The sequence below is a fragment of the uncultured Shewanella sp. genome (assembly GCF_947491715.1).
Classification (GTDB): domain Bacteria; phylum Pseudomonadota; class Gammaproteobacteria; order Enterobacterales; family Shewanellaceae; genus Shewanella.
Genome location: NZ_CANLKR010000039.1, coordinates 13406 through 31033, shown reverse-complemented (window position 1 = coordinate 31033; position 17628 = coordinate 13406). Strand labels below are relative to the sequence as shown.

Annotated in this window: 13 protein-coding genes; 12 read left to right on the top strand and 1 reads right to left on the bottom strand. The window is 38.9% G+C overall.

Annotated elements, in window-relative coordinates; all coding sequences use genetic code 11:
- Window positions 1-236 precede the first annotated feature (236 nt).
- The 8 genes from Q0779_RS19765 to Q0779_RS19730 all read left to right on the top strand — a co-directional run bounded on the left by Q0779_RS19765 (window position 237) and on the right by Q0779_RS19730 (window position 12333).
- Window positions 237-1058: an SAM-dependent methyltransferase gene (locus tag Q0779_RS19765; protein ID WP_298775355.1), complete on the top strand. Its 822-nt coding sequence runs from the start codon at window positions 237-239 to the stop codon at window positions 1056-1058.
- Window positions 1059-1245: 187 nt separating this feature from the next.
- Complete coding sequence (locus Q0779_RS19760) at window positions 1246-1452, top strand: hypothetical protein (protein WP_298775328.1); 207 nt, start codon at window positions 1246-1248, stop codon at window positions 1450-1452.
- A 61-nt stretch (window positions 1453-1513) separates the two neighbouring features.
- Window positions 1514-3364 (top strand): GGDEF domain-containing protein, encoded by a 1851-nt coding sequence (locus Q0779_RS19755; RefSeq protein ID WP_298775326.1) that lies wholly within the window; start codon window positions 1514-1516, stop codon window positions 3362-3364.
- Window positions 3365-3805: 441 nt separating this feature from the next.
- Entirely contained in the window at window positions 3806-5782 is a 1977-nt protein-coding gene (locus Q0779_RS19750) for a diguanylate cyclase (protein WP_298775323.1), read from the top strand.
- Window positions 5783-5932: 150 nt separating this feature from the next.
- Window positions 5933-7744: a GGDEF domain-containing protein gene (locus tag Q0779_RS19745; RefSeq protein WP_298775320.1), complete on the top strand. Its 1812-nt coding sequence runs from the start codon at window positions 5933-5935 to the stop codon at window positions 7742-7744.
- 286 nt (window positions 7745-8030) lie between these two features.
- Entirely contained in the window at window positions 8031-8474 is a 444-nt protein-coding gene (locus Q0779_RS19740; RefSeq protein ID WP_298775318.1) for a hypothetical protein, read from the top strand.
- A 148-nt stretch (window positions 8475-8622) separates the two neighbouring features.
- Window positions 8623-9930: a M20 family metallopeptidase gene (locus Q0779_RS19735; protein WP_298775351.1), complete on the top strand. Its 1308-nt coding sequence runs from the start codon at window positions 8623-8625 to the stop codon at window positions 9928-9930.
- A gap of 45 nt (window positions 9931-9975) precedes the next feature.
- A complete protein-coding gene (locus tag Q0779_RS19730) occupies window positions 9976-12333 on the top strand; it encodes a penicillin acylase family protein (RefSeq protein ID WP_298775317.1) in 2358 nt (785 codons plus the stop codon).
- Between the two features lie 200 nt (window positions 12334-12533).
- Here the strand turns inward: Q0779_RS19730 and Q0779_RS19725 are convergent, their stop codons facing one another.
- Window positions 12534-12773, bottom strand: a complete 240-nt coding sequence (locus Q0779_RS19725; RefSeq protein WP_298775316.1) for a DUF2789 domain-containing protein — start codon at window positions 12771-12773, stop codon at window positions 12534-12536.
- Between the two features lie 175 nt (window positions 12774-12948).
- Between Q0779_RS19725 and Q0779_RS19720 the strand changes: the two genes are divergently transcribed.
- The 4 genes from Q0779_RS19720 (at window position 12949) to Q0779_RS19705 (ending at window position 17580) form a co-directional block, all read left to right on the top strand.
- On the top strand, window positions 12949-13737 hold the full coding sequence (locus Q0779_RS19720; RefSeq protein ID WP_298775315.1) for a sporulation protein: 789 nt from the start codon (window positions 12949-12951) through the stop codon (window positions 13735-13737).
- A gap of 159 nt (window positions 13738-13896) precedes the next feature.
- Entirely contained in the window at window positions 13897-14370 is a 474-nt protein-coding gene (locus Q0779_RS19715; protein WP_298775313.1) for a GyrI-like domain-containing protein, read from the top strand.
- 423 nt (window positions 14371-14793) lie between these two features.
- Complete coding sequence (locus tag Q0779_RS19710; protein WP_298775312.1) at window positions 14794-15528, top strand: sulfotransferase; 735 nt, start codon at window positions 14794-14796, stop codon at window positions 15526-15528.
- A gap of 543 nt (window positions 15529-16071) precedes the next feature.
- Window positions 16072-17580, top strand: coding sequence for a glutamate synthase-related protein (locus Q0779_RS19705; RefSeq protein WP_298775311.1), 1509 nt, complete (start codon window positions 16072-16074; stop codon window positions 17578-17580).
- The last annotated feature ends 48 nt before the right edge of the window (window positions 17581-17628 follow it).

Sequence of the window (17628 nt, the reverse complement as noted above, 5' to 3'; positions counted from 1 at the left end):
ACAGCTTTGTTATCAATTGTCAATTGCGACAAGCGTTTCACAAGGACATTTGAAATGGAATTGTCACCAGTAGCAGTATAATAAAAATTAGCAGCATAATAAAAATAATAAACGAATGGCGTGAATAATAAAAAATACAATCATCTCACGTTGAGCAGTTGATGATTTTAGCTGCTTATTAGCTTTATTGCTTAAAGTTTGCACGTTTAGGGAAATGGATCGAGTCAATGAAAGATATGGATAGCAACATTTTAGGCAACCAGAAAAATGGGCGTCTCGTTTGTGTGGGCACAGGGTTAAATCTTGCTGGACAAATTACGGTATTAAGCCAAAGTTATATTGAGCAAGCGGAAGTGGTGTTCAGTTTGATGCCTGATGGCTTTGCTGAGCGCTGGGTGGCTCGTTTAAATAAAGATGTTCGCAGTTTACAGCCTTTTTATGCACAAAACGGTGGGGTTAAAAATCGCCGTGATACTTATGCCCAGATGGTGGATGCCATTGTGACTGAGGTGCGCTTAGGTAAACAAGTGGTTTGTGCCTTATACGGTCATCCCGGTGTCTTTGCCTGTGTGGGTCATAGAGCGATTGAGCAATTAAAAAAAGAAGGATACACAGCCCATATGGAGCCTGGTGTGTCAGCTGAGGCTTGCCTTTGGGCAGATTTAGGCGTGGATCCGGCCACTTCTGGCCACCAAAGTGTTGAAGCCAGTCAGTTCATGTTTTATCAGCAATCCATCTCGCCTGCGGCGTATTTAGTCTTATGGCAAATTGGTCTTGCGGGTGAACATACACTGACACAATTTCATACCAGCTCTGATAAATTACAAGTATTAGTGGACCTATTACAACAATGGTACCCACTAGAGCATGAAGTGATACTTTATGAGGCGGCCACTTTACCCATTCAATCACCCAGAATCGATAAGTTAATGTTAAAAGATTTACCCCAAGCCACATTGACTGACATCAGTACCCTGTGTATTCCTCCCTGTGAACCATTACAGCTTAATCATCAAGTGTTGGCCCAATTAGGCATAACGGCTAATGATTTGGGGTAAAGGTTGTTTATTGGAGGGGAGTACTGAGTAGTCATAACGACAAGCAGCAAGTTGTAACAGCAAGCCGTAAGCGTCAGTAAAAGGTGGTAAGAAGTAAGCGTTAAGAAGCAAGTGGTCAGAAGTAAGAAGTCATAACAAAAAAAAGCGTTGTATTTTATACATTTTTAACCAATAAGGAGATTGACTCATGTCAAATTTAGACGGCCTATTAGCCAAGTTGAGCACGGATGCGGAATTGAAAGATCAGTTTTTAACCGATCCTGAGTCTGTAATGGATGAAGCGGAATTAACCGATGAAGAGAAAACGGCGATCCGCGAGTCTGATGCGGATAAACTATCTGATCTCACTGGGGATAATGAGGTGTATGGGAAGTATGTTATATACCCAAACTAGTTTATAAAGGCGGTTTTTGATTCTAGTGGATTGAACTTAATCAAAAGATAAAGAGGGTACCATGGGGACAGTAAATAGAAACAATGCTATGAATTATAAAGCTGTGTCTTTTTTGATTCTGGCGATCTTACTTTCTCCATTTTTAACATGGGCCAATGATGAATCGATTGTCAAATTTAAGCAAGAGTTATCAGCGTTAGAAACAAAAACTATGAATTCGCCTGATCATGTTGTGAAAGTGTTATCTGAAATGGCACCGAATTTAGAGCAAATGCCTTTAGAACTTCAATATCAATATTGGTTAATGCAAGCGCATTCTTTTACGTTAACAAATCACAGCGAACAAGCAATCAATTTACTGCGTCAAAAGTTAGAGATATCAGTCTCTAAGGAGTATCTGAAATACCATACTAAAATGCTTGTCTTGTTGGCGAGTATTTACTCTTTCGATAATCGTTATTTCGAAGCATTGCAAATATTACATCAATTATTACCTAAGTTAACTCAAGTGCAAGATATTAATACGGAAGTATCGGGTTATCGTCAAGCGATAGAGTTATTTGGCCTGATGAAAATGCACGATGAGGCGCTGAAATATGCTCACATTTTGTACGCTAAACTGGACGATATTCATACTCCACGTTTTCGCTGTTTTGCCGCATCAGTATATGCCGAGAGCATGGATAATGTTTATCGGCAACACAAAGCCGAATGGCCTAGCTTATTTAAACTGTATACCGATGCCCTGTATGAGTGTCAGCAGGCAGGTGTAACAATGTTAATGCCGCAAGCATTGAGAGGGCAAGCTGCGCTGTTAATTGAGCAAAATGAACTTGTTGTTGCACGGGCTAAGTTAGAGCGAGCCTTAGCATTATCCCTTGCGGTCTCTTATGAATATGATGTGGCCTCTGCTCTGATTTTGTTGGCGAAAGTGGATATGCAAGAGCAGCAATTGATAACAGCCAAGGCTAGGCTGCTTAAAGCGCTAGTTATGGCCAATGAGCTGGGGGATAAGGAACTACTGGCAAAAATTTATTTGCCGCTCTCAGTGCTCAGTGAAAAGCTTGTTGAAACCCCTGAAGCGCTGAGTTATCGAAAACTATATCAAGAGAACTATTTTGCCGTATTGGGGGAAACTCAAAGTTTGATCATTGCTTTTGAAACCTCAAAGTTAGATTTTTTAGAAAAAGAGCGTCAATTGAGCTTTTTAAATCGAGAGCGGGACTTATATTTAGCCAATAAACAAATTGCTGAGCGTGAACGCACTAATATGTTGCTCTTTGTGACCTTACTCGTGGGTGGCGTATTCTTTTTAGTGATCTTAGCGGCGGTGAGTGTCAAACAAAAGCGCACTTATAAGCGCATAGCACAAACCGATGCATTGACGGGTATTTATAATCGCGGCGCGGGACAAAATATTGGAGAGAACAGCTTTGTACAAGTGTGTGCTAGGCAGGCGGACTTTAGCGTTATTGCCTTTGATTTGGACTTGTTTAAAAGCATTAATGATAATTTTGGTCATGCGACGGGAGACTGGGCACTGAAAAAAGTGGTGAAAGTGATTAAATCCATTGTGCGGGATGGGGATATTTTTGCCCGTATGGGGGGAGAAGAATTCGTTATTTTACTGCCTTTTACGGCTGAAGACAAAGCCATTGAGATGGCAGAAAAGTGCAGAGCGGCATTGGGGAAAATCGATACCCATCACAGTGGTCATGACTTTAGCTTATCGGCCAGTTTTGGTGTAACACAAAATACTGAGTCTGATTTAAGTTTAGATCCTATGTTGCAAAGGGCTGACAATGCGGTGTATTCAGGTAAAGCGCAAGGGGGGAATAAAGTGGTGGTGGCAGATAAAAGCATGAGCAAAGTCTTTAAACCTAGACCACTTTCACAAAGGGCTCGATCATAATAGAGCTCGCTCACAACAGCGCTGATTTAAGACCTTTTTTTACTTTAAGGTGCTGATTTAAAGGTATTAACTTAAAATAATAAAAATAACAACTGAGATAGCAAGGACGCTTAGTGAGATATACCCATGATACTTCAAGATGCATGTTTTCAGAGTGCGTAAAAGTGCCTAATTCAAGGCGCATGATTGCAGAAATGCTTATTGCCTTTTCAAGTTATGCAACACAGAAGTAGGTGCTTTTACCCACTCCCAACGGGTTGGTTTAAAAGCCTTTTATACTGCGTTACTGAACATCGACTTAGAATAACTAAGCCCGCTGTTCAAAGCCTTGTCTAAAATGCTTTTAATTCCAACTGAATCCTGGATCTTGAAGTATCACGGGTATATACCCCGTTTTTGATACGGCGTTAGATGGAAATTTTCTGCTAAGGATGCATTTATTTGGCTAATTTATTAATTTTTTTTGCTCGACTGTTTTTTCAGAGTCAGTTTTCGAGTCAATATATTGCACGGGAAGGGCGCCGACATGCTACTTTTTTTGGGGTTTGTTTTGTCTTGCTGTCGAGCATGTGTATGCATGTGTCTATACTGGCCGAAGAAAGCCAAGTCACTGACATCATACAGTCTCATGAAATGGAGTTAATACCTGAATTGTCTCAATTGTCCCAATCTATAAAAGTCAGTGATGGACATCAATCCTCAATTTATACTTCCGCACAATTTAAGCAAAAGCTCGATGAACTCAGGCCATTGCGGGGCACGCAAGTGGAGCTTGTGGCACAAGAGACGGATTTATTACTGCCAGTCTATAAGACTATGCCGCTCGCGTTGCAGTATGAGTTTGTTTTTTTAAAAGGCCATTCTTTTGCCTTAATGGGGGAATTAACAAAAGCAGTACATTTTATTGAAGCAGAAATGCACAGCCCTCCACCAGAAGCGCTTAACGCGCTGTACGTTAAAATATTAGCTTTGCTTGCAGCGATTTATTCAGACTTAGATGACGTGACCCAGACTCTACAAACCCTTAATCAAGTGGTGCTTTTTTTAGATTCAGTGGATGACATTGATAATGAAGCGTATGTGTATATGATGATGGTTGAAATGCTATCACGTATGACACGCTTTGATGCGGCTTTGCAATATACCGATGCTTTATATGCAACGCTTGATAAAGTGAGCAATAACATGAGGCGTTGCTATATTGCCGGTACCCATGCGAAAACGGTAGCACAGGCTTTAAAGCAAGATGAAGATCAGCGACGTTTAATATTGAATTATTTGAGAAAGGCTAAATCTGAGTGTGAGGCCGCAGGCGAGAATGAGATGGTAATGACTCAATTGCGGTTAATGAGTGAGATTTATGGGCTGAATGGTCAAGTTGAACAAGCAAAATTAACGTTTGAACGTGCTTTAACATTGGCATTGAAAAACGATACTAGTGCAGAGCTGGGCTTTATTTATATTTATGCTGCAAAAATGGCTATGGTAGAAGGTGAGTTGACTGTGGCTGAGGCGTATTTTTTAAAGGCCATTGGCATTGCTGAGGCATTAAATGTTAATCGACTGTTTGTTGATAGCACATTGGGTTTAGCTGAGGTTTATGAGGCCAAACAAGTCTTTAAAAAGGCACTTTCGTATCGAAAATTATATGAAGAGTATAATGAAATCAAAATACAAGATCTTCAAGGCGAGTTAACAGCATTTGAAAGTGCTAAATTACAACGATTAGAAAAAGATTGGCAAGTGCAGAATTTAGCAAAGCAACAAACGTTATTTTTTGTCGCAGAACAAATTAATGAGCGTAAGCAAACCCATATTCGATTATTGATGACGCTCCTCGGTGGCAGCCTTTTTTTCCTGCTGTTATGGGCTGGTGTGAGCTTTTTACAAAAGCGTCGATATCAAGCTTTGGCGGAAAGGGATCCATTAACAGGTATATATAATCGCAGTGCGGGTGAAGAGAAAGGCATGGCTTTGTACCAAGATGCACGAAAGTCCCAACAGCCTTTTAGTTTAATCACATTAGATATTGATGATTTTAAAGCTCTTAATGATTGCTTTGGACATGCTACAGGTGATTGGGTGTTAAAAAAAATCGTTGAAGTCCTTAACGAAGTGATCCCCAAGGATGCGATTTTTGCTCGCATGGGCGGGGAAGAATTTATGATTCTACTCCCTAATGTGACAGAAGAGAATGCGTGGTTGTTTGCTAACACTTATCGTTCGGCGCTGCTAGCCATTAATACTCAATATACGGGGTATCATTTTGTGGTGTCGGTGAGTTTTGGTGTTACCCAGGCTATTTTACCCGATATAAAATTAGACTCTCTGATAAAACGTGCCAGTGATGCCGTTATTTTTTCAAAAAATAGCGAGCCGGTATTTATTTCTCAACCAAGCTCTGTCATGTCTTATTGAGTTTTTATATTTTAATGACCTTGGTATACATGAGTACACTAGACTATGTTTGCTATAAATAAATTGCGGATGAACCCTTTTATTTTAATTGTTTTTTGGGGATGTTTATTGCAAATGTTACTCCCTTTAAGCCTTGCTAATGGAACTTCTGTGGAAGTTGTGTCAACGCAAGCATCGAATGGACAGCAAAGTGAGAATGAGCACACTTTTAATCAAGAGCTGGATGTCGCAGCGATTAAGGCTCAAATCAACGAGCTTGAAGAGATCCGTTTAACTGATCAGGCGCGCGTAACGACAGAAACGGATAAATTGCTGCCTTTTCTGTCACATTTACCTTTGTCGTTACAATATCGGCTTGTGCAATTAAAAGCACAATCTTGGGCGATTAAAGGCAATATGCAGGCTGCTGAAGAATTATTGCAAGGTTACCTAACTACGCCTCCTTCTGAGGTTTTTATTAAACAGCATGTAGATTTATTGCTCCTATTAGCGGGTGTGTACTCAGATTCCTATAAAGTTGAAAATACCCTTAAAGTGTTGAATCAAATAGTGCCTTTTTTGGTGCGACTCGATGATGTCAATACGGATGCTTATGTGTATATGTTAATGGTAGAAATGCTTTCTCGTATGACTCGTTACGAGGCCGCTGCGCAATATACTGATAAACTCTTTGCGACTTTAGATAAAGTCACTAAACCTATACGCCGTTGTTATATTTCAACCATTCATGCCAATGCAATAATGAACCAGCTTAAGGATGATTTAACCAAGCGAACACATTTAGTTCAATTGTTTCGTGATGCTTTTTATGAATGTGAGCAAGCGAAAGATAAGGGGGCTATGTCAATTAATTTACGTTCACTTACTGAAGTGTATTTGTTAGATAATCGCTTGCTGTTAGCCAGTGAGGCCATAGAAACTGCGTATCAAATGGCATTGAAAGACAATAATACTAGCGAACTTGATTTCATTTATGCCTTTCTTGCTGATATTGCCAAGCGTGAAGGTCAGCTTGTTATTGCAAAACAACATGCTATGAAGTCTTATCAGATGGCAAAAGAGCTAAAAATCGATCTGATGATCATTAAAGCTTCGTTATTATTGGCTGATATTCATGAGCTTTTAGGTGAAGTAAAGCAAGCGTTATTTTATCGGCAGGTTTATGAAAAGGCGAAATTAGCCCAATTGCAAACGATTAAGGGCCAGTTAACGGTATTTGAAAGTGCTAAATTGCAGTTATTAGAAAGTGAGAGACAACTTGATGTATTAGAGCGTGAAAAAGGGCAGTATTTGATGGCCAAAGAAATGGCTGAGCGAAATCAAACACAAATGCGTTTATGGATGACATTGTTAGTGGGGGGGATGAGTTTTTTAATGATTTGGATAGTGATGAGTATGAAGCAAAAAACACGCTATCAAATGTTAGCGCAAACCGATCCGTTAACGGGCATTTATAATCGAAGTGCGGGTGAGTATGTTGGTAAAATATTGTATGAAAAGGCTCGAAAAGCACAAAAGCCATTTAGTTTAGTCAGTTTTGACATTGATAACTTTAAGGCTATCAATGATCGTTTTGGTCATGGAACGGGTGATTGGGTATTAAAGAAAATTGTTGAATCTATCAAGCCGTTATTACGACAAGATGATATTTTTGTTCGCATGGGAGGAGAGGAGTTTATGATCCTTTTGCCTGATCTCAATGAAACCCAAGCTTGGGAAGTGGCAAATGCTTGTCGTTTAGCTATCACGTCCTTGGACACGCAATATTCTGGGCATGAATTTTCTATTACAGCCAGTTTTGGGGTGATTCAAGGTGTAGAGCCTGATAGTCAATTAGATATGTTAGTCAAACGCGCTGATGAGTTGATTTCTGTTTCCTATAAAAATCATTTTGAACAAACCGACGAGGTTATCTCTTATATACCCAAACCACTTGAAAGTGCATGTTTTCAGAGCCCGTAAAAAGGCTTAATTCAAGGCGCATTATTGAAAGAATGCTTATTGCCTTTTGAGGTGATGCAACGTAGAAGTTAGTCTTTTTACAGGCTCCCAACGGGCTGGTTTAAAAAACTTTTATTCTGCGTTATTGAATATCAACTTAGAATAACTAAGCCCTCAACTCAATGCCTTGCCTAAACGCGTTTTAATTCCAGCTGAATCCTGCATCTTCAAGTGGTTTGGGTATAGTTAAGCCTTTTTTTGAGTGTGTTAATATGCAGATGCTTTAATCCAGTTTACAGAGAATACTATGAATATGCCTCAAAAAATTAACTTATCTGGCAGTATACATGATGTTGAGTTATGGCTTTGGGAAAATTTAGTCCCCCGTACGGGTCCAGCGGCTTCGCTTCAAGGCGAAGCAATGCGCACCATTGAATTATTAGCATGGGAGGCACAAAATAATGGCAATCTTAATTGGAATGATAGTTTTGATGGTTTAATTGAATTCTTACGTTATTTTTTCTTATCGGGTGTGGCGGCAGAGCAGCAGATTTATCATGAAGAGATACAAAAAAGTATTGATGAAGATCTTACTCGATTAGCGAATTTTTTAATGCCCACTGAGCTTGATAGCCGTGTTTACCTTGATGAGTTACCTTATACTCGTCAGGATCTATATGACAGATTAACTTCCCATTTAGTGTGTTTTTGTCAGCATTTTCCTATTCCACTTGCCTATGACGAGGTATAGGAATGGCTGATACTTGTTGTAAAAGTACACATAAAGAGGATTTATTAAACATATTGAGTGTGATAGGTTGAATTCATGTTGATTTAATGCCGGAATGCTTGTGTTTATGAAAGGCCTTTTTATTTGTATTTTTACTGCAGTATTTTCTATGAGCCTTAATGCTCAATCTATTCGATCTGCTCAACCCACTCAATTAGGGCAAACTCCTTTGAGCCTGTCGGTTGATAGTGCTATGCCAAAATTAGAGAAACTATATTTGCACTTTCATCAGTATCCAGAGCTTTCTTATCAAGAGCAGGAGACAGCGAGAATGATGGCGAAAACAATGGCTGAAATGGGAGTGGAAGTGACCTCAGATATTGGAGGCCATGGTGTAGTCGGCATCTATGAAAATGGTGATGGACCCACATTACTTATTCGCACTGATCTTGATGCATTACCCATAACAGAGCAAACTCAAAAACCTTACGCATCAAGAGTTACACAGTTGGATAAGAATAATCAGGAGGTGGGTGTGATGCATGCTTGTGGGCATGATATTCACATGGTGAGTTTATTGGGAACCGCTGAGCAACTGATTAAAAAAAAGCATGATTGGCAAGGAACACTTATTCTGCTTGCCCAGCCAGCTGAAGAAGTGGGTGGTGGCGCTAAAGCTATGTTAAAAGATGGGATTTTTAGCGACTTCCCTTTGCCTGATTATATCTTGGCCTTGCATGTAAATGCTGAGCTTCCTGCGGGTCAAGTCGGGATCACTTCAGGCTATGCGCTAGCCAATGTCGATTCAGTGGATATTAACATTAAAGGAGTCGGCGGACATGGTGCGTATCCTCATGAAACGATTGATCCTATCGTGCTTGCCTCAAGAATGGTTTTGGCTTTGCAAACTATTGGTAGCCGAGAAATTTCCCCTTTAGAGCCGAGTGTGATCACTGTTGGGGCGATACAAGGTGGCACTAAACATAATATTATTCCAAATGAAGTTCAGTTAGCGTTAACGTTACGTTCTTATAACCCGCAAGTTAGATTGCAGCAGATTGATGCATTAAAACGTATGGTTAATGGGATTGCGATGAGTGCGGGTGTGCCGCAAGATTTAATGCCTGAGCTTATCGTACACGAAGATGAGCGGATCCCTTCTACCTATAATGATCCTGCATTAACGGCTCAAATAAAGCGTAGTATTGAGGCGGAGTTAGGAGCAGATAATGTTCTAATATTACCAGCTGTTATGGCCGGAGAAGACTTTGGTCTTTATGGGAAGACGAAAGAAAAGAGACCCATTTCTCTTTTTTGGCTAGGATCCGTGAATAAAGGCAAATATGCGAATAGTCTTACTAAGGAGGAAGCATTGCCTTCTTTGCATTCTAGCCAATTTGCACCGGATTACCCTGTGACTATTCATACTGGTGTGAGAGCGATGACTTCGAGTGCAATGGGTCTTTTTAATCAATGAGTTAACGCTAATGTATTCATTTTAATTTTATCCTAAGGAACAGGGATGAAGATATTGAAATATATTACTTTTGTATGTTTATTTATGCTGTTTGTTATCGGCGTTATAATGTATGCCAGTCTACGATTTAGTTTACCTCAATTAGAAGGACATACTGTTCAACAGGGATTAAGTGAAGATGCGACGTTAGAAAGAGATCGATTAGGCACTGCAGTGATTAATGCAAATAATCGTTTAGATGCCTCATATGCTTTGGGGTTTTCTCATGGCCAAGATCGTTTTTTTCAAATGGACTTATTGAGAAGAAATGCGGCAGGAGAACTATCAGAATTATTCGGCGCACATAGTGTTGGGCTAGATAAAAAAAATCGATTTCATCAATTTAGAATAAGATCAGAGACCATTATATCTCGGCTATCGAATGAAGAAAAAGCTATTTTATTTCATTATACTCAGGGTGTTAATACTGCTTTAGAACAACAAGTAATGCCTAGCTTTGAATATTTATTATTAAGAGCGACACCGCAACCGTGGAAAATGTCTGACAGTGTGTTGGTTGTTTTTAGCATGTATCTTGATCTACAATCGAAAACGATAACAAGGGACTTAGTTTTAACACTTATTAAGCAGCATTTTAATCAGGAAATGGTGGATTTTTTAATTCAACCTAGCCAATTTCAAGCGGCACTTGATTTAAGTCGTATTCCTCTTAACTCTCCAACTATTCCAGCTCTAGCGTCTCATCATGTGCAGTTCCCTTTTACCTCACCATCTAAAGTGATGGCTGAATTACCTCATAAAGGCAGTAATAATTGGGCTGTGAGTGGTCATTTAACCCAAACGGGTCAAGGGATGTTATCCAATGATATGCACTTGTCCTTAAATGTGCCGATAATTTGGTATCGAGTGCAGTTAAATTATCCTGATGAGGTGACACAACACACTGTTCAAGTGACAGGCGTATCATTGCCTGGCACTCCTGGGGTGATAGTGGGAAGTAATGGTCATATTGCTTGGGGATTGACTAATGCTTATTTAGATACCGCAGATTGGATAGCCTTGCCTGAAAATACGGTGGTTACTCTGAAAACGGAGCTTATCAAAGTACGAGGCGGTGAGGATGTGGCCTACCAATTTGAGATGTCTCAATTTGGTCCCGTTACATCTACTGAAATACTACTTAATCAAAATGGTGCGCAAGAAGGGATAGCGAATTCATATCCTGTTAACAAGTATGCTTTGTCTTGGGTTGCTCATCAAGACTATGCCATTAATTTTAAAGTGTTAGATTTAGAGAAAATGCTTAATGTTGAAGAGGCTATGGTACTCGCTCCCAATATTGGGATCCCAATTCAAAATCTATTGGTTGTGGATGATAAGGGCGGAATGGCGTGGCAACCTACGGGTGCATTTCCTTCTCGAACTAATCCGCAAAATACAGCTTTGCCCGCAATAGATTATCAATTTGATTTATGGCAACAAGATGATGTGAATTTACCACAACGGATCAACCCTACTCTAGGGCGATTATGGACAGCGAATGCCAGAGCCGTATCAGTTGTCGATAATCAGCGTTTAGGTGACGGTGGTTATGCGTTAGGTGCGCGCAATGTGCAAATTTACGATCGACTCATCTCATCTGAGTTATTTGATGAAGATGACTTTTATCAAATGCAACGTGATAATCAGGCCCATTTTCTCATGCCATGGCAAACATTTTTACTCGATGTACTCAATGAACATCAAGCAGAGTTTAAAGAGGATATTAAGCTTATCAAAGATTGGCAAGCTTGCGCTTGTGAAGACTCGATTGGCTATACATTAGTCAGCCGTTTTAGAGGTGCGCTGTTAAGACAGGTTTTTTCCCCGATTGAAAACACACTTATCCCTTATGGACAAAATTTGAGTGTGATCCAGCGGTATTTAGAACCCAGTGTATGGCAGTTATTAGCCGCTAAACCCCAATCTTGGTTAGCAAAAGGCCAAACTTGGCACCAATTGAGCATATTGGTATATAAAAGTTTAAAGCAAGAATTGTTCAAAAAATACAGTAAAAATAATCAACTGTCTGATTTAACATGGGGTAAAGTAAACCGTCTGCATATTCAGCATCCTTTTAGTCGTTTATATCCAATATTAAGCCCATTGTTAGATATGCCAAGTGTTAAAGGGTTTGGTGATAACTTTATGCCAGCTATTCAAAAGCCACACTTCGGTGCATCTGAGCGTTTTATTGTCCAGCCTGGATTGGAAGAGCAGGCTATTTTAACGATACCTGGAGGCCAGTCAGCTCATCCGCTATCCGTCTTTTATCGTTCAGGTTATGGGGAGTATATTCATAACGATAATACTCCCTTATTACCTCAGAAGATCGAATATAAGTTGAAGTTATTGGCACAATAATATCGATGAAATATTAAGATGTGGTATTCAATTGAAATAAAAAGCTTTTTAGGTGTGTGAGAAAATATCAATTGTTATGTTGTCTGTCTAATGCTTGAAGGCAATAAACATTTCTGCCCTTTTTTAAAAAAAAGAGTGCATTGAATGACGCACTTTGACGCATTTTTAAAACAGGTGTCTTGAAGATGACAGCTATTGTTTTAAGTGTTTTTTTTACGTAACAAAGTGTCCAAGCAATCGGTAGCTCCAGACCATTGAGCATCTTCTTCTAGTGCTTCTTGTAAAAAGTTCTTTTGGCTTAAAGTCCAAAACTCAGCTTGATATAAATGAATATTATCATCGAGTTTGTGGGATTCGATAAAGCGCTCTATCTCTTTATCGCTGCTCATCAGGCCCAGTTGATCGAATAGGTGAGTGAGTATCGCTGGTGTGGTATCCATGATTTTCCTCAATGTCTATTACTTCTATTTATTATATCATTTAATACTAGCAGAAATACGGTTACTAACTGGGGTTATACTTTATTAATAAATGTTCTAATTTATTGAATGGTAAAAATAAAAGTGCCATGATATTCTTCTTTATCCATTTAAATGGCAAACAGAAAGGAGTCCTATGTCATTCATTACAAAAGCGCTTGTCAAGCTGGGGATTGGAGCGGCAAGAGTTGAAGTTATTATTGAAAATGAGACCTTGCAGCCTGGAGAAAATGTATCAGGCGTGGTTAAAGTCATTGGTCGTCATTTTTCACATGAAGTGAATAAAATAGAGCTAATAATATGGAGCAATTATATCGCTGAGGAGGAGTATGATTGTGGACAACAAGTGTGTTTACGTGAGACCGAAAAGCATCATAAACTTTCCCGTTTTTTATTGAATACGGAGCTTTTGATAGAAGCTCAACAAGTCAAGTATATTCCTTTTTCATTTCCGTTACCTTTATCCACACCATTAAGTTTTGGTCGAAATAAAATATGGATAAGTCCTCATATTAATGTAGAGCATTCATTAGAAAAATCTCAGTCTACCTTGTTAACGATAACGCCTAGCGCGATACAGAATACAGTCTTTAGCGCATTAAATCATTTGGGCTTTGTGATGAAAAAAGCCGATTGTGAAGCATGCTCATCGCCTTTATCTCCTATGCCATTTATTCAAGAGTTTGAGTGTAAAGCACAGAGTGGTTATTTCAGCGAGCAATTTGATGAGTTAGAATTTGTGATGCATCAAAATAGTGAACACTTGCAATTGCAGTTAGAGTTTGATTATAAAAATAGAGGCTTAACTGGTTTCGTCAATAAATACATTCAACGTTACAAAGCGCAAACGGCATTGAATATTACTCAAAATGACTTGCCAACTATTCGCCAGCAGCTTCATCAAGTACTTCAACAACATTGTTGAACTACTTGATTATTGAATTAAACATAAAGAGTACCGATTGATAGGTGCTCTTTTGTATTGAGCAGGACTTGTTTTGTTATTGCAACATATTTTATCTTTCATCTACAATTACGTAAGATAGTTTGTATAGATCAACCTGATAGAAAATAAGGTCAGATTATGAGAATTGAGAATATTGATGCTTTTAATCTTGTTGGAATGAAAGTCAGGACAAAAAATCTCCTGGAGTTGACACCTGCAACAGCCAAGGTTGCACCTTTATGGGATGAATTTCATCGCATTTGTGGTTCATTAATATCAACTAGCACTAAGTTATATGGGGCTTATACTGCGTATGAGTCAGATGTGAGTGGAGAGTTTGATCTTGTGGTGAGTGCAGATGGACTGAGTTTGGAAACATTGCAAACAGTGTTAAATTTGACTGAGTATTCTCATCAAAGTGTCAATATTGAAGCGGGTAAATATTTAATATTTTCGGCGAAGGGTAAAATGCCTCAAACAATTATTCAGTTATGGGGAGAAGTGTGGCGTTATTTTAATGCTTATGATTGTGAGCATGTTCGCCTTTATAAGACAGATTTTGAGTGTTATAAAAGTGAGACTGAAGTAGAAATAGCGATAGGTATAGAGTAATCGTTTTTTGCTATAAATGTCCTACGGTAATTAACTTATAGATAATCGGTTTGTTAAATTAACTTTTGAAAATTTTATTATGATTTAATGGGAGTGATCTTTAAAACGTTATTGGACCGAATTATGTTGATTAAATGCCACCTTAGTAATGTGGTTTGTTACTTGGCTATAAAGACTTGAGGAAAACGGAAAAGTTTCTATGTTCTTTACCTTGAAGAGCATGCTGAATTTAAAACGAGAATCATGAACACTACCAATAAAGAGTTTGAAAAATGACGATTTTGATATCGAGTATATGATGACTTAACTGATGAAAAGATGTTGTTCAGTACTTATTATTTATATGGTTATTTACTTATGGATAATGCTAAACTCGTGCTCTCTTCGTCTTTATTGTCAGCTTTTCTGGATTGTTTTTTCATTATGAATAAAATTTTCATCATAGGTTTACCTAGAACAGGGACTACGAGTATTAGTGTGGCTTTGTTAGATTATGGGTTAAAAGTGGCGCATACCGCTTATACTAAGCAGACATTTCAATTGGCCGATGTGATCTCGGATGCACCTTGTTTTAGTGATTATCAACAACTCGATAAGCTCTTTCCTAGTTCGAAATTTATTTATTTGGATAGGACATTGGATGAATGGCTGCCATCAATTCAAAGATTGTTATTGAAAATGAAGGCAGGCCTTGATGTTAAAGCGGGCGTATTTAATCCAGTACTTAAGCGCAGTTTTAATGAGGTATTCTCATTATCGATAGCAAGCGATCCCTTAAGTATTGAACATTTACGATCTTGTTACCTTGTACATAAGAAAGCTGTGATGACATATTTTGCTGATCGAGATGATTTATTGACGATTAATGTCAGTCATCAAGGCAGTTTAGGCGAATTATTAAAATTTATTGGTGTGCCTGTTAATACTGCCACCCTTGAAACTACAGGTGATATTTTATTGGACTCCAATAAAGTGGGAAATCTTGCATTATGTTTAAACACTCGAGGGAGCAAGGCTTCAGGCTTTAGCTCTCTAGTTTTAAACTTTCCTCATTTAAACAAGGGAAAACGTGTGGCTGATTGGAAACAATATAAACATCCTAATAAAGTGAACTCTAACAGTGCGGGTAAAGATCGCAGGCGTTTTTTTGATTATTGATTTTTCTAAAAAGCTACCTGCCTTTTTTATTTTATCTGGAGGGGTGGGTAGCTCAATAAAGAGAGGTTAGACTGAATAACTAAAAGGGAGAGTGTTACACAATTGCCTTGAATTTTAGCTGTTTAATCTAACTATTCAATCACGAAAGTTATTCCCATCGCACAGGTTTCACCTTCATATTTAACCGGAAATTTATACACGCTTAATGTGATCTTACCTCGTGTGGAATGATTGATGGTTTCATGTAGATATCGTGGCTCGTCCGTTTCTATTGCTTGATGGCTTTATTACCATAAACATCAAATTGATTTATTAATAATATTTTTTATCGAGTATGGATATTATCTGCCTGTTAGTTGAAGGAATGAGTAAGCTATAGTTAAAGACACTTGATAAAAATGCACTTTTTAAATCTCTTTTTGTAAGCTATTTAATGATGATAGGTATTACTGGCTTTAAATCGTGTACCTTGAAGTCTTATGGGGATCTACAGTTTTAGAGATAATGTTCAAATTCAATTAATTCAAACTCAAGGGGAGTGATATGGATGTCTGGCAAACAACACCATTTGCGATAGTCGTTAAAGAAGGGGATACCAAGGCATTTTGCATGTGTGGTATGTCGAAAAACGGCCCATTTTGTGATGGCTCGCATAAAGGGACGGAAACGACACCGGCAGTGATAACTTTTGAGGAAAATAAAACTATTTATGCCTGTGGTTGTAAACAATCGGCTAACCGACCATTTTGCGATGGTAGCCATAAAAACTTATCAGAAGTAAAAAGGGGTCAAATGACGCCCCATTCAGCCTCATTAAAGTCTGAGCCTATTGAACCTTATGTGGAATTTATTCAGCAATTAGCAAAAAACGGTTTGGAAAAGTTTGGGGATCATGGCCCAATGGATGCAATGGGGGTGCCTATAAAGGATCTTGTTAAATGGGAAGACATTCAATTTGTTACTGCTCAATTAGCAAAAAAACCACTGCTTGATGATGTCTCTGTGACAACGACAACTGTTATTGGGCCAAATGCAAAGAAACCGCTTGTGTTAGATAAACCAATGTTTGTCTCTGATATGAGCTTTGGTGCCTTATCAGAAGAAGCAAAAATAGCCCTTGCAAAGGGGGCGGAGTTGGCTGGTACGGGTATTTGTAGTGGTGAAGGCGGAATGTTATTAGAAGAGCAGGAAGCTAACTCTCGTTATTTTTACGAATTGGCTTCTGCACAATTTGGTTTTTCTTTGGATAAAGTAAAACGCTGTCAAGCATTTCATTTTAAAGGAGGGCAAGCTGCTAAAACGGGGACTGGTGGGCATCTTCCTGGTAATAAAGTGACGGATAAAATTGCGCAAGTTAGAGGGCTTTTACCGGGACAAGATGCTGTATCACCAGCAACCTTTCCTCATTATACATTGACGGATTATAAGAGAATCGCTCAAGATGTTCGAGAAGCGACGGGAGGGATCCCGATTGGCTTTAAATTATCAGCTCAGCATATAGAAGCGGATATTGATGCTGCTCTGGATATTGGTGTTGATTATATTATCCTTGATGGTCGAGGTGGCGGGACTGGCGCTGCCCCTGTTATTTTTAGAGATAATATTTCGGTACCGACTATTCCAGCATTGGCAAGAGCAAGACGTTATTTAGATAAACGGAAAAGTCAGCATGTTACACTTATTATTACCGGAGGGCTTCGCACTCCAGCAGACTTTGCTAAAGCGTTAGCGTTGGGCGCGGATGCGATTGCGGTATCCAATGCTGCGATGCAGGCTATTGGTTGTATTGGTATGCGAGCATGTAATACTAATACGTGTCCTGTTGGAGTGGCGACGCAAGATCCAGAATTACGAAAAAGGCTTAATGTTGATTCTGCTGCTAAAGGTCTCGCGAATTTTTTTGATGCTTCAACTGAGTTAATGAAAATATTGGCAAGAGCCTGCGGACATCATTCTCTACATGATTTTTCTATTAATGATTTGACGACATGGAAAAGAGAAACACATGAACTTAGTGGTGTTCACTTTGGTGGGGATTCAATTACGGATTGATTATTTTATGCGTTAAACGATTGAGCTAATTAATCTAATTAGCTCAAT

Excerpts from the sequence above, each read along its gene's own strand:
- Q0779_RS19765 (WP_298775355.1), top strand. The coding sequence starts at position 237 with ATGGATAGCAACATTTTAGGCAACCAGAAAAATGGGCGTCTCGTTTGT.
- Q0779_RS19760 (WP_298775328.1), top strand. The coding sequence starts at position 1,246 with ATGTCAAATTTAGACGGCCTATTAGCCAAGTTGAGCACGGATGCGGAA.
- Q0779_RS19755 (WP_298775326.1), top strand. The coding sequence starts at position 1,514 with ATGGGGACAGTAAATAGAAACAATGCTATGAATTATAAAGCTGTGTCT.
- Q0779_RS19740 (WP_298775318.1), top strand. The coding sequence starts at position 8,031 with ATGAATATGCCTCAAAAAATTAACTTATCTGGCAGTATACATGATGTT.
- Q0779_RS19735 (WP_298775351.1), top strand. The coding sequence starts at position 8,623 with ATGAGCCTTAATGCTCAATCTATTCGATCTGCTCAACCCACTCAATTA.
- Q0779_RS19730 (WP_298775317.1), top strand. The coding sequence starts at position 9,976 with ATGAAGATATTGAAATATATTACTTTTGTATGTTTATTTATGCTGTTT.
- Q0779_RS19725 (WP_298775316.1), bottom strand. The coding sequence starts at position 12,773 with ATGGATACCACACCAGCGATACTCACTCACCTATTCGATCAACTGGGC.
- Q0779_RS19720 (WP_298775315.1), top strand. The coding sequence starts at position 12,949 with ATGTCATTCATTACAAAAGCGCTTGTCAAGCTGGGGATTGGAGCGGCA.
- Q0779_RS19715 (WP_298775313.1), top strand. The coding sequence starts at position 13,897 with ATGAGAATTGAGAATATTGATGCTTTTAATCTTGTTGGAATGAAAGTC.
- Q0779_RS19710 (WP_298775312.1), top strand. The coding sequence starts at position 14,794 with ATGAATAAAATTTTCATCATAGGTTTACCTAGAACAGGGACTACGAGT.
- Q0779_RS19705 (WP_298775311.1), top strand. The coding sequence starts at position 16,072 with ATGGATGTCTGGCAAACAACACCATTTGCGATAGTCGTTAAAGAAGGG.